At 59.9% G+C, this 11,820-nt stretch carries 12 protein-coding genes and 1 pseudogene; 9 read left to right on the forward strand and 4 right to left on the reverse strand.

Annotated features, from left to right (window positions below; genetic code table 11):
• The first annotated feature begins 142 nt into the window (after positions 1–142).
• The 4 genes and pseudogenes from VOI29_RS17170 to VOI29_RS17185 all read left to right on the forward strand — a co-directional run.
• Positions 143–1,312, forward strand: a complete 1,170-nt coding sequence (locus VOI29_RS17170) for an acetyl-CoA acetyltransferase (protein ID WP_323781348.1) — start codon at positions 143–145, stop codon at positions 1,310–1,312.
• Positions 1,309–2,913, forward strand: coding sequence for an acyl-CoA synthetase (locus VOI29_RS17175; RefSeq protein ID WP_323781351.1), 1,605 nt, complete (start codon positions 1,309–1,311; stop codon positions 2,911–2,913). Before VOI29_RS17170 ends, VOI29_RS17175 begins: the two co-directional genes overlap by 4 nt.
• Positions 2,910–3,752, forward strand: a complete 843-nt coding sequence (locus tag VOI29_RS17180; RefSeq protein ID WP_323781355.1) for a hypothetical protein — start codon at positions 2,910–2,912, stop codon at positions 3,750–3,752. The genes VOI29_RS17175 and VOI29_RS17180 overlap by 4 nt, the downstream gene beginning before the upstream one ends.
• 162 nt (positions 3,753–3,914) lie before the next feature.
• A pseudogene (locus VOI29_RS17185) lies at positions 3,915–4,502 on the forward strand (transposase); the annotation flags it as partial.
• Positions 4,503–4,683: 181 nt separating this feature from the next.
• On the opposite strand, the gene VOI29_RS17190 reads toward VOI29_RS17185, so the two are convergent.
• The 3 genes from VOI29_RS17190 to VOI29_RS17200 all read right to left on the reverse strand — a co-directional run bounded on the left by VOI29_RS17190 (position 4,684) and on the right by VOI29_RS17200 (position 7,415).
• Positions 4,684–6,035, reverse strand: a protein-coding gene (locus tag VOI29_RS17190) for an IS3 family transposase (RefSeq protein ID WP_323781358.1) whose coding sequence is annotated in 2 segments (ribosomal slippage) — positions 4,684–5,699 and positions 5,699–6,035 — 1,353 coding nt in all. Because the reading frame shifts where the segments join, the coding sequence is not laid out codon by codon here.
• A 247-nt stretch (positions 6,036–6,282) separates the two neighbouring features.
• Positions 6,283–6,798, reverse strand: a complete 516-nt coding sequence (locus VOI29_RS17195) for a hypothetical protein (protein WP_323781361.1) — start codon at positions 6,796–6,798, stop codon at positions 6,283–6,285.
• A 254-nt stretch (positions 6,799–7,052) separates the two neighbouring features.
• The gene (locus tag VOI29_RS17200; protein ID WP_323781364.1) at positions 7,053–7,415 is read right to left on the reverse strand and encodes a DUF2958 domain-containing protein; all 363 of its coding nucleotides are present in this window, start codon (positions 7,413–7,415) and stop codon (positions 7,053–7,055) included.
• Positions 7,416–7,823: 408 nt separating this feature from the next.
• Between VOI29_RS17200 and VOI29_RS17205 the strand changes: the two genes are divergently transcribed.
• The 5 genes from VOI29_RS17205 to VOI29_RS17225 all read left to right on the forward strand — a co-directional run bounded on the left by VOI29_RS17205 (position 7,824) and on the right by VOI29_RS17225 (position 10,753).
• A complete protein-coding gene (locus VOI29_RS17205) occupies positions 7,824–8,420 on the forward strand; it encodes a DUF6088 family protein (RefSeq protein ID WP_323781367.1) in 597 nt (198 codons plus the stop codon).
• A 4-nt stretch (positions 8,421–8,424) separates the two neighbouring features.
• Positions 8,425–9,432 (forward strand): nucleotidyl transferase AbiEii/AbiGii toxin family protein, encoded by a 1,008-nt coding sequence (locus VOI29_RS17210; protein WP_323781370.1) that lies wholly within the window; start codon positions 8,425–8,427, stop codon positions 9,430–9,432.
• Between the two features lie 109 nt (positions 9,433–9,541).
• Positions 9,542–9,865, forward strand: a complete 324-nt coding sequence (locus tag VOI29_RS17215) for an H-NS histone family protein (protein WP_323781373.1) — start codon at positions 9,542–9,544, stop codon at positions 9,863–9,865.
• A 43-nt stretch (positions 9,866–9,908) separates the two neighbouring features.
• Positions 9,909–10,175 (forward strand): hypothetical protein, encoded by a 267-nt coding sequence (locus VOI29_RS17220; RefSeq protein ID WP_323781375.1) that lies wholly within the window; start codon positions 9,909–9,911, stop codon positions 10,173–10,175.
• A gap of 122 nt (positions 10,176–10,297) precedes the next feature.
• Positions 10,298–10,753 carry a hypothetical protein gene (locus VOI29_RS17225; protein WP_323781378.1) on the forward strand — a complete coding sequence of 152 codons (456 nt, stop codon included), beginning with the start codon at positions 10,298–10,300 and terminating at the stop codon, positions 10,751–10,753.
• Between the two features lie 562 nt (positions 10,754–11,315).
• On the opposite strand, the gene rnk is transcribed toward VOI29_RS17225, so the two are convergent.
• The gene (gene rnk, locus VOI29_RS17230; RefSeq protein ID WP_323781380.1) at positions 11,316–11,759 is read right to left on the reverse strand and encodes a nucleoside diphosphate kinase regulator; all 444 of its coding nucleotides are present in this window, start codon (positions 11,757–11,759) and stop codon (positions 11,316–11,318) included.
• Between the last annotated feature and the right edge of the window lie 61 nt (positions 11,760–11,820).

An 11,820-nucleotide genomic window follows, 5' to 3' on the forward strand; every position in this document is an offset into this window, starting at 1 on the left:
CTGTCGCTGGCCGCCATCGAAAGCCGGATGCAGCCGCCGCGGCGGGCCGAACTGGCGGCGCGGCTGCAGGAGGCGGCCCAAAGCATCGAAACGAAACTCGCGCAGCTCTATGCCGCGCGCACCCCCACCTGAGGAGGACACTATGAGCGAAGCACAGATCATCGGATGGGGGCATACGCCGTTCGGCAAATCTACGCTACCCGGCACGGAAGAGCTGATGGCCGCTGCTGTCACCGAGGCGCTGGAGCACGCAGGCATCGCGCCGCAGGACGTCGACGGCATCTTTGCCGGGGTGTTCAACAATGGCTTCTCGCAGCAGGATTTCCAGGCCGCGCTGGTGGCAATGGGCGACGAGCGTTTTGCCCACACCCCCGCCACCCGTTTTGAAAACGCCTGCGCCACCGGTTCGGCGGCGCTGCACGGGGCGCTGGATTTCATCGCCGCGGGCCGGGGCCGGATCGCGCTGGTGGTGGGTGCGGAAAAGATGACCGCCACCCCCACGCCCAAGGTCGGAGACATCCTTCTGGGCGCTTGCTACCGAAATGAAGAGGCGGAAACAGACGGTGGCTTTGCCGGGCTGTTCGGCCAGATCGCGGCCGGCTATTTCCAGCGCTATGGCGACAAGAGCGAAGAACTTGCGATGATCGCCGCCAAGAACCACGCCAATGGCATGGCCAACCCACTGGCTCATATGCGCAAGGATTTCGGCACCGCCTTCTGCAACACTGTATCCGACAAGAATCCGCTGGTCGCAGGCCCGCTGCGGCGCACCGACTGCTCGCTGGTCTCCGACGGAGCGGCGGTACTGGTGCTGGCAGACCCGGAAACCGCGGCCGGCATGCAGCGCGCCATCGCCTTCCGCGCCCGCACCCACGCCAATGAGATCATGGCGCTGTCGCGCCGCGACGTGCTGGAATTCGCCGGCGCCCGCCGCGCCTGGGCTGCCGCCTTCGACCACTCCGGACTGACCCTTGATGACCTGTCGCTAGTGGAGACCCACGACTGCTTCACCATCGCCGAGATGCTCGAATACGAGGCAATGGGCCTGGCCGAACGCGGCCAGGGCGGCCGGGTGATCCGCGACGGCATCACCGCCAAGGACGGCAAGCTGCCGGTTAATGCTTCCGGCGGGCTTAAATCCAAGGGCCACCCGATCGGCGCCACTGGCGTGTCGATGCATGTGATGGCAGCAATGCAGCTGATGGAGGAGGCCGAAGACATGCAGATCCCCGGCGCCGAAATTGCCGGCGTGTTCAACATGGGCGGCGCCGCGGTCGCCAATTATGTATCGATCCTGGAGCGGGTAAAATGAGCACCAGCCTGCCCCAAGCCATCACCCCGGTTTCCTCCCGGGTGATGAACCTGTCCCATCTGTTGACCGAAAGCGCCCGCCGCCACTCCGATGAAACCGGCTTTGTCTGGGGCGACCGGACCTGGAGCTGGGCCGAAATGGAGGCTCGCTCCGCTGCCTTTGCCGCCGCCCTGTCGGACCGCTTCGGGCTCGGCAAGGGCGACCGCCTGCTGGTGCAGTCGGCCAACAACAACCAAATGTTCGAGGCGATGTTCGCCTGCTGGCGTATCGGCGCGATCTGGGTGCCAGCCAACTTCCGCCAATCGCCGGATGAACTAGCCTATCTGGCCGAAAGTTCCGGTGCCAAGGGCATGCTGTGCGGTGCCGAGTTCCCCGGTCATGCAGCGGCCTGCAAGCGGCTGCGCTTTACCATCGGCATCGGTGAAGGTCTTGGAGACAGCTACGAGACGTTGGTGGCGGAATACCGCGGCCAGACGCAGACCGCGGTGGCGGTGGACCGGGACGATCCCTGCTGGTTCTTTTTCACCTCCGGCACCACCGGGCGGCCCAAGGCAGCGGTGCTGACGCATGGCCAGCTCGCCTTTGTCGTGACCAACCACCTCTGCGACCTGATGCCAGGTACGGGCCCCGAAGACGCCTCAATCGTGGTGGCGCCGCTCAGCCACGGCGCCGGCATCCACCAGCTGGCGCAGGTCGCTCATGGCGCCAAAACGATCCTGCCCGCCGGGGCGAAGTTCGACCCGGACGAGATCTGGGGACTGGTGGCAAAATGGAACGTCAGCAACCTGTTCACCGTGCCGACCATCGTCAAGCTGCTGGTGGAACACCCGTCGGTGCATCAGCACGACCATTCCAGCCTGCGCTACATGATCTATGCCGGCGCCCCAATGTACCGCGCCGACCAGGTCCGGGCGCTTCAGGTGCTGGGCCCCAAGCTGGTGCAGTATTTCGGCCTGGGCGAGGTGACCGGCAACATCACAGTGTTGCCCCCGGCCCATCATTCGGCCGATGATGCGGCCATGCGGATCGGCAGCTGCGGCTTTGCCCGCACCGGCATGCAGGTACAGATCCAGGACAGCGAGGGACGCGAGGTGGCGCCCGGCGAAACCGGCGAGATCGCGGTGATCGGCCCCGCCGTCTTTGTCGGCTATTTCAACAACCCCGAAGCCAACGCCAAAAGCTTCCGCAACGGTTGGTTCCTGACCGGCGACCTCGGCCATATGGACGCCCAGGGCTTCGTCTACCTGACCGGCCGAGCCTCCGACATGTATATCTCCGGCGGTTCCAACATCTACCCGCGCGAGATCGAGGAAAAGATCCTGCAGCACCCGGCAGTGTCCGAAGCAGCGGTTCTGGGAATCCCGGATCCGGTCTGGGGCGAAATCGGTGTCGCAGTTTGCGTCGCCCGCACGGACGCAAGCATCACCGCCGAGGGGCTGCAGGAATGGCTTGACGGCAGGCTCGCCCGCTACAAAATGCCCCGCCATGCGGTGTTCTGGGAGGAAATACCCAAAAGCGCCTACGGCAAGATCACAAAGAAGATGATCCGCGAACAGCTGATTGCCCGCGGCAGCCTGCCCGAACCGGCGCCGGCACAATGAACACGCTGCAAGAGCTGGCACACCCAGGCCCCCGTGCGGCAGACCGCTATGCCGCCCTGCCCTGCCGGGCGCAGCCGGTCACACTGCGGCTGGCGGCCGGGCTGCCTTTCGACCAGGCGGTGGTACAGGGATTTGCAGCAGCCGGGTTTACCGCGGGCTATCTTAGGCTGCCACCTGCGCGGTTTGCCCGGCTTACCTATGTCATCCCAGCGCCTGCCCCCGACGACGGCCGTGCCGCTTGGTACAGCAAACCCCATGTGTTGATGGATGCCGCCGCCTCGGAGGCCGGACTGCATCTTGGCAGCAATGCAGGCGCCCCCTTTCTGCATTGCCACGGGCTGTGGCGCACACCGGGCGGGGATCTGCGCATGGGGCATCTCCTGGCACCGGATTCGGTGCTGCGCGAAGATGTGATTGCAACCGGCTGGGGCCTGTCGGGTGCCGCGCTGGATGTGGCGCCGGATCCGGAAACCGGCTTTGACCTCTTTGCGCCTGCCGCAGCAACTGGCGGCGAGGCCGGCGCAGGCGCCCCCGCCCTGCTCTGCACCATGCGTCCGAACGAGGATCCGCACAGCCTGCTGCCGCAGATCGCGCGGGGCATGGCGCCACTTAGGATCGAAGGGATCGGCAGTCTGGTCCACACGCGTTTCGCCAGCGGCACGCTCGACAGCTACGCAACCGAAGTGCTTCTGCGCACCAGTTGTGTCGCTGGCGACAGCGCCACCCTGAATGCCGCTTCGGTCGGGTTCGACGGAACTCCCATGACTGGCGTTCTGCGCCCTCATGCAAACCGCATCTGCATCACCGCCGAGTTGCTGCTGATTGAGGCGGAAGCCTGAAAGGTAACGCGCCGCGATTGGAAGGAAGGCAGCCCCGCTGCAATCACAAAATGCGCGATCCCGCGGGGAAATCAGCATTAGCAGGTTGCTGAAGAAGTCGGCTCCCGACGCCGGCTGAGGAACATCATTCACCCTCAGCGCAACTTCGGCGGGGGGGTGGTGATGCGCAGGACGGATGAAGCGAGCGGATCGCTTTTCAGCTATGTCGATCTGGAAGAGCGCATCCCCGCGCGGCACCCGCTCCGCAAGATCAGGCAGGTGGTCAACGATGCGCTGGCCAGCCTGGATACCGAATTCGAGGCGCTCTACACCGGTTTCGGCCGCCCCTCGATCCCGCCGAAGCGGCTGATCCGCGCGAGCCTGATCCAGATCCTGTTCTCGATCCGGTCCGAGCGGCAGCTGATGGAACAGATGCAGTATAACCTGCTGTTCCGCTGATTCGTGGGCCTCGAGATCGACGATCCGGTGTGGGTGCCGACGGTGTTCACCAAGAACCGCGACCGGCTCCTGACCGCCGATATGTCGCGCAAGGTGATGGCGGCAATCCTCGCGCATCGCGAGGTCGCGCCGCTCCTGTCGGACGAAAATTTCTCGGTTGATGGCACACTGGTCAAGGCCTGGGCGTCGATGAAGAGCTTCCAGCCGAAGGCAGCGAGCACGCCGCCCGGCGATGATGGTCCGGATGACCCGCCTCCGCCATCTATTCACTCCGCCGCACAGCCCGCCCAGACCGAACCCGAGACTTGCCCAGAATTCCATCGACCTGTTCCAGCACCGTATCGAAGTCCGCACTGTTCCGCCGACCATGAAAAAGCCCAAATCCCAAAGCCTTTCGCAGCTTGAAGTTCTGGCCCGGACTGTCCGTCGTCAAATAAAATGGGACATCAGAGCGGTTTGAGTTTTGGAGGCTCTGGTTCGTTTGTGTGATTGATTATGCAGCTTGTTTTTGATGTTGCAAGCGGCGTTGGCGGATAGTTTGTTTCTTGATTTTCTCCCTTTCCCTTAGAATGATTTTGTCCCGTCCGAAGTAGACATCGGCGGGCGTGACGTTGTTCAAACTTTCGTGGTAGCGCTGGTTGTTGTAGTAATCGACGAAGGCCCCGATCTGACGTTCGAGATCGCCAGGCAGATAGTAATGTTCCAACAGCACCCGGTTTTTCATCGTCTGATGCCATCGCTCGATCTTGCCCTGCGTTTGAGGGTGAAACGGTGCGCCGCGGACATGCGTCATTTTCTGATCCTCCAGCCATTCCGCCAAATCACCCGAGATATAGCACGATCCATTGTCACTGAGCAGACGTGGCTTGTGGCGCACGACAGCCTGGTCGCAGCCGGATGCCGTCAAAGCGAGCTGGATCGTGGCGGTGACGTCATCAGCCCGCATGTTTGTGCAAAGCTTCCATGCGATGATGTAACGACTGTAATCATCAAGGATCGTGCTGAGGTAATACCAACCCCAGCCGATGATCTTGAAGTAGGTAAAATCGGTCTGCCACATCTCGTTGATGGCCGTGGTTTTGTCCGTGAACTCATCAGCGGCCTTGATCACCACATAATCGGGTGCTGTGATCAGGTCGGCTGCTTTCAGAATGCGGTATGCTGATGATTCAGATATAAAATACCGCTTCTCATCGGTGTATTTGACCGCCAGTTCCCGCGTGGTCAGAGCCTCATGTTCCAGCGCGAACTCAATCAGATCGTCCCGCCTGGCTTGTGGAATGCGGTTCCAGACAGACCCGGGACGCGGCGAGCAATCTGACAAGCCGTCAAGCCCACCTTCGACGTAACGGTCATACCAGCGATAAAATGTGGTGCGGGGTATCCCCAGTAAGTCGAGGGTCTGCTTGGTCGGCAGATGTGATCCCTCAACAGTGCGAATAATTTCCATCTTCTCGGATGCGGGATACCTCATTCCTCGGTCGCCCCATCCCCGATCATGCTTTTTTTGAGCAAACGGTTTTCAAGGGTGAGATCGGCCACGCATTCTTTCAAGGCCAAAGACTCAGACCGAAGTTCTTTCACTTCCGGCGAGGTGGCCTGACGAGCTGTATCGCCCGACAAACGGCGCTTGCCAGCTTCCAGGAACTCCTTCGACCAGCTGTAATACAGGCTCTCGGCAATGCCCTCACGGCGGCACAGAACCGAAATGCTTTCCTCGCCTCGAAGACCCGCCAAAACAATGCGGATCTTTTCCTCCGCCGAGTAGGTTTGGCGGGTCTTGCGACGGATGTTCTGAACCAGCTTGTCAGCAGCGGCTTTAGATGTATTGGGCTTCTGAGTCATCTCGATCTCCTAATCGATAAGATGAACCAGAAATCCTCCGCTATTCAAATCCGCAAATCTGTCCCACGGGTGCTGACGTCAGACAATGCCGGGGTGGCTCTGACTGTAACAGGCTTCCGGTCAACAAATCCGGCCGGGACTGCAGCCGCCTGCGATCCTCCCGGTTGAGGCTCTGGTGCCGGGAACTGCTGTTTCCAGTTGCCCTCATTTTTGAGCAGATATCAAAGCTGCGGGGATACTCCCCGCCCTACCGCATTTTGGCGATGATGCCATCTTTGCCAACAGCTGCGATGCTATCGGAAGTGCGGCGTGCCAGATCCACTCCGTCGGCGGAGATGCTGGCTTCCGCGAACTCTGTCTTCTTCAGCACAGATCCGTCTGCCTCCACCCAGGTGGTCTCGCTGCTGCTTTCGCGGGTGATAGATCCATCATGGCTGATCCGGATCGAAATGCCCGCCACCGCGACTGTTACTGACTCATCCGTCACAAGAACCCCGTTCCAGGCATCCGCGAAATCGCGGCGCAGGACAATCTTGTCCTGGCGCAGCTTGATTTGCACGTCCTGGTCCGTGTCTCCTTCTGCGCTTCTGACCACCACAAAGGCTTCCTGCTCGCTTGGATCGTTGTGAATACTCGCACTGGCATTCTTCGGCGGCCACACTTTCGGGGCTGCGCGCCGCGCGCCTTTCTGGTCCCGGTGGAAACCAATATACAGCTGAGCAGAGCGCCAGGTTTGGCGCAGAGAATTCACAAGTTCAGACATTGGGCTTAATCCTCAACAGAAGGTGCGCGCACCGGACCAATTCGGGTCCTCCTGGCACCGCCAGTATTTCTCAATTTCATTGCTGCGGGCGTGCCGACTGGCCTAAACCAGTCGGTGCGCCCCAAAGTTCATAGGGTAGTGTCAACGCCGCTTGAACTTTCCCCAAAAGGTTTTGGGGAGATTACGTCCGGCGATTACAGGTAGTGGCAGCACGGTTAGGACGGGCCCATACCCCATGCAAGCCAAGGTTCGGTTTACGCCTGGATGGCACCGTGAAGACGTGCCTCCCGTGCGTAGTCCACAAGCGGTTTTGACGGTGTCCAGTATAGGTCGCGTTCGATCCTCAATCCAAAGGGACCGCGGACTGCCACCAGTTCCGGAATGTAAATACTACCCAGTTCCGGGCAGCCCATACCCAGATCACACAGGCCGAAGGCGAGATACCTGTCTTCAGGATCAATCTCGCTGATTAACCACGTTGCGGCGCCCCAGGGCGTGAATAGCTTGACCACTGGCTGCCGCGACATGTCCTCAGCAATCTCCCCTGCCCTCTCCCGTGCAGCAATTGCCCCATTCTGCAGCAGTTTCTCAAATTGGTCTTCTGTAAACAGATTCATACCCAACGTCTCCTTTGTGTGATGGCCATCGGGAGGCCCCCTTTGGCTCTGGTTTTGAGCAGAGCCCTGCAAGGGCGCCGTCTCTAAAACCTGACCCGCTGGCGAAGCGTGGGGGGTAGCAACTGCAACCGGAAACCGATGGGAGTGGTGCGGCCCGCAGGCGCAGCCGAGGACTCGGTCCCGTCGGTTTCCGGTTTCGGGCGTGTGGGGGCAAAGCCCCCTAGCAATCCGTCGCAGCGGCGTTCGGCTAATCCGAACCCCAAGACAAACAAGGAAAGCAGGTTTCGCAGAAACCGGGCAAACTGGCCCTTCCGTTTTCTTGCAACAACTAGGCGCCTTGCCAGCGTGATCACCGCAAAACTTGTCAGTCAGTATTTTCTATGCTATTTTCTGACAAGGAGATACGCCATGATCATGTCCAAGATAAAACAACGCATCATCGGGAAAGGCCGCGGGTCAATTTTCACACCGACGGATTTTCTGGATATCGGATCCCGCGCGAGCGTGGACCAGGCTTTGTCGCGGCTGGCTGGCCAGGGTGTAATCCGCCGCCTGACCCGGGGACTCTACGACTACCCCAAGAAAAGCCAGCGCTTCGGTTTGCTATCGCCATCTGCTGATGACATTGCAAAGGCAATCGCACGCAAGGACAATCAGATCCTTCAACCCTCCCCTGCCATGGCCGCCAACCAGCTGGGCCTTTCCACGCAGGTGCCGTCCAAGCCGACTTATCTGACCGATGGCCCAACACGCACCAAGACAATCGGGCGGCAAGTGATCCAGTTTCGGAACGCTTGCTCCAAAACCCTTGTTGGAGCAGGCCAGAAGACCGGCGCGGTATTCCAGGCACTGCGGTATGTCGGGAAAGACCGGATCGATGACCACGTTATCGATAAACTGGCTCAGACGCTGAACGACCGTGACAGGGCCCAGCTCTCCAAACAAAGCAAGCACGTACCCGCCTGGATGCACCCTATCGTTCAGCAGATCGTCACGCAGGCCTGAGAATATGGAGAAGTTTGCAAACGACACTCCTGAAAACCGGGACGAAGCCTTTCAGGAAGCCGCCGCGCAGCTTGGATTGTCCAAGGCGATTGTCGAGAAGGATTTCTGGGTCTGCTGGTCCCTCAAACAGTTGTTCGCCCTTCCCACCTTTGGAGATCATATGATCTTCAAAGGCGGAACTTCCCTTTCCAAGGCATATGACGTAATCCACCGCTTTTCCGAAGATGTGGATCTGTCCCTCGACCGGACACGGTTTGGCTTTGACGGCGATCGGGATCCCGAAAACCCTGACCTATCCGGCAAAAAACAAAAACAGCTTCTTCAGGAACTGCAGGATGCGGCCGAAAAAATGGTCACCGGGCATCTTCTTGATGAAATCAAAACTGCATTTGATGCTGGTTTGGAGCAGGAGTTTTCACTACAGGTTGACCGCAGCGATGCGCAAACACTGCTTTTCAGTTACCCATCAATCGCAGCTTCCTCAGATAGTTACGTTAAACCTGCGGTTCGCTTCGAATTTGGTGCGCGGGGTGTCCACCTGCCTGCCGAAGACCGGAAGATTTCCCCATACGTGCACCAGGCCTTTCCGGATCTGCTGGAGACTGGCGAGATCGAAGTGAAGGTTCTAGGTGTCGAGCGCACCTTCTGGGAAAAGGCAACAATCTTGCACATGCTCTACCATCAGGATACCGCCAAACCACTCGCTGACCGCATGTCTCGTCATTACTATGATATGGCTCAGCTTATCGGCCATGAGGCCAGGTCCCGGGCGCTCAGCAGCCTTGATCTCCTGGATCAAGTTGCGCATCACAAGTCGGTCTTCTTCAAGGCAGCTTGGGCCAATTATCAAGACGCCAAACCGGGCACGCTGCGATTGATACCAAATCAAGAACTCACAGCTGCATTGCGCAAGGACTACGCTGGAATGCAGGAAATGATCATCGGACAAGCCCCTGACTTTGATGAAATCCTGCACGCACTTGAAGGCTTCGAGGCTGAAATCAATAGCTAAGTACAACGACCAAATTCTGATTGAATTAGTATCCAGGTCAAAAGCCTGCCACTTGCCACAAATAACTTTATCTGCTTTGACCAATTCAAACCGAAAACACAGGTGAGACATGACGATAGATCTGAACGGACTGAATGCAGCTGAACTCAATGCCCTGGCCAAAGAAATCGAAGCCCGCAAAGTTGAAGTGGAAAAAGAAGCGAAGCAAAACGCCTATTCTGAAATGCTGGCCATCGCCGACAAACACGGGGTGCCCTTCGAAGAAGTGATTGCGCTTCATGGCGGCAAGAGCCGAAAGTCCAACACAAAGGCTCCGGCTAAATACGCCAATCCAGAAGACGCATCCCAGACATGGAGCGGCCGCGGGCGCAAACCGGCTTGGGTTCACGAAGCATTGAAAGCTGGCAAGTCGATTGAGGATCTTGAGATCTAAAGGCTCAGAGGGGATTGCCAAACAGGAACCGCTCTTCGAGGGCATGAACCTGAACCTCTATGCCTTCCGGCACTCCTTCGCGACACGGGCCAAGCTGGCCATGGAGCCGCATGAGGCCGCGGCGCTGACCGGCCACACCGCCAAGAGCACGCTGCATGTCTATGGCGAGCGCAACCTGCGCAGCGGCACCGGCGGCGGCCGCCGCCTGGATCAGGACTGGCTCCCCTCCCCGGATCCGGTCTACGCCGAAATGATCCGGCAGACATGGACGGCGCGCCCCGCCGCGGCCCCGGCTCTCGAAAGCAGCTAAGAAAAGCTATCCACATTTTTCGGTTCTCATAGGTTTTGTCAGGGTATCGGGGCAGAATGGGATATGCGAAAAATAGACCGCGGCCAGCAGGCTGCGCTCGACGAGAAAAACCGGAGACACACATGTTCGGATTCTATGATCCCGCCAGCCTTTCCATCGGGGAGAAGAGCGCGGTCATCAACTTCATCAACGCGTCCGACGCCGCCGATGTGACGAAAGTCAGCATCAAGACCCCTGCCGATGTGCGCCGCGTCTCTGACGCGCTCGACGTTCAGAAGGCGCGCGGCATCACCACGCTGGCCGGCAATGTGGTCGAGTTCCGCGGCTCGATCTCCTTCAACCCGAAGGCGCCGGATGAGGCCCTGCTCACCCTGGATGACGCGGAGAACTTCGGCCGCACGGTCCCGCTCAAGCTCGACTTCGACCTGGGCCAGGAAACCCTGCCGCGCCACGGCTACGCCATCGGGCAGGCGGCCGAGGTCGACGGTGCCCTTATCGTCTACAAGCTGGCCATGCGCCCGTTCACGATGAACTTCGACCGTGACATGATGACCGGGAATTCTTCCCAGCTGAACTGATCCGGTCCCGGCAGACAAGAATAGCGCCTGAAAAGTCCCCGCAGCCGATGCCGCGGGGGTTTCTTTTTGGGCTGGCAGGGTGAGGAAATTCTAAAGCAAGGCAGAACTGGTGAAGATAATCTGCGCGCGGTGAAGGGTTTCGACTGCTGCGAACGCGTCATCCTCTCTCTGTTGCGGCATCCCTGCCCCTTATCAAGTGCCCTGGCGCTGGAGCCGGGATGGGCGGCGAGACCGGCACCGGATGCAGGTTGCCGCTGCTCCGGCGTTCCTCTCCACCTCCGATCCGCAGCGGCGGCAGGAGATGCGGATGATGGGCGTGGGGCCGCCGAGAACATGCCTGCAGATGGGGCAGCGATGCGCGGCCGCGCGAGGGAGTTGCACTTTGCAGGACGGACAGGAAGACGGAATGTGACGGGTCATGAGCTTCTCTTTCGACAGGGGAAACGAGACGCCGCATCGGCGCCGGGCAATATCCCGGAAGGAGCGTCATGGCTTTGTCAGCACATCGATCGGCTCCTTCCGGGTCGGGCATGGTGCTCCGTTAGCTCCCGGGGATAGCGGATCATTGAGCGTTCAGCCTTTCGGCGGCATCATGGGGAGCGACGCGCAGAACGGTCAGCACCCGCCGCTTTCCGTCACGGGTATCCCAGTGGAGAGAAGCCCCTTCGGACAAACCAATCAGAGCGACCCCGATCGGCGTCAGGATCGAAATCCGGCCCCGCTCGATATCGGCATTCTCTGGAAAAACCGGAGTTACGGTCTTCTCCTGACCGGTTGTCTCATCCCGGAAGGTGACCGGGCGATCAATCGCCACGACATTCGCCGGGAGTTTTGCCCCCGGCACAATCCGGGCGCGGCCGATCTCCTCAAGAAGCCGGTCTGCGAGGTCCGGATCCCGCGGGATCGCGCCCTCCGCAAGTGCTTCGAGCCGGTCAAGGCAGTCTGCTGCGATGACGACCTTGGGGCGGCGGGCTGTGCCGCGCGAGGCGGGTCTTTTTTCGGTCATGGGATACTCCTATGCTTCTGCCTTTCGATGGCATTGGTGCATTTCTTTGGGGGTGGCCGGC

The organism is Leisingera sp. (assembly GCF_034669605.1).
GTDB lineage: Bacteria > Pseudomonadota > Alphaproteobacteria > Rhodobacterales > Rhodobacteraceae > Leisingera.

What these genes read in the sequence shown, in the direction of transcription:
- VOI29_RS17205 (WP_323781367.1), top strand. Translation starts at nt 7,824, where the DNA reads ATGATCATGTCCAAGATAAAACAACGCATCATCGGGAAAGGCCGCGGG.
- VOI29_RS17170 (WP_323781348.1), top strand. Translation starts at nt 143, where the DNA reads ATGAGCGAAGCACAGATCATCGGATGGGGGCATACGCCGTTCGGCAAA.
- VOI29_RS17210 (WP_323781370.1), top strand. Translation starts at nt 8,425, where the DNA reads ATGGAGAAGTTTGCAAACGACACTCCTGAAAACCGGGACGAAGCCTTT.
- VOI29_RS17195 (WP_323781361.1), bottom strand. Translation starts at nt 6,798, where the DNA reads ATGTCTGAACTTGTGAATTCTCTGCGCCAAACCTGGCGCTCTGCTCAG.
- VOI29_RS17225 (WP_323781378.1), top strand. Translation starts at nt 10,298, where the DNA reads ATGTTCGGATTCTATGATCCCGCCAGCCTTTCCATCGGGGAGAAGAGC.
- VOI29_RS17200 (WP_323781364.1), bottom strand. Translation starts at nt 7,415, where the DNA reads ATGAATCTGTTTACAGAAGACCAATTTGAGAAACTGCTGCAGAATGGG.
- VOI29_RS17215 (WP_323781373.1), top strand. Translation starts at nt 9,542, where the DNA reads ATGACGATAGATCTGAACGGACTGAATGCAGCTGAACTCAATGCCCTG.
- VOI29_RS17180 (WP_323781355.1), top strand. Translation starts at nt 2,910, where the DNA reads ATGAACACGCTGCAAGAGCTGGCACACCCAGGCCCCCGTGCGGCAGAC.
- VOI29_RS17220 (WP_323781375.1), top strand. Translation starts at nt 9,909, where the DNA reads ATGAACCTGAACCTCTATGCCTTCCGGCACTCCTTCGCGACACGGGCC.
- VOI29_RS17175 (WP_323781351.1), top strand. Translation starts at nt 1,309, where the DNA reads ATGAGCACCAGCCTGCCCCAAGCCATCACCCCGGTTTCCTCCCGGGTG.
- rnk (WP_323781380.1), bottom strand. Translation starts at nt 11,759, where the DNA reads ATGACCGAAAAAAGACCCGCCTCGCGCGGCACAGCCCGCCGCCCCAAG.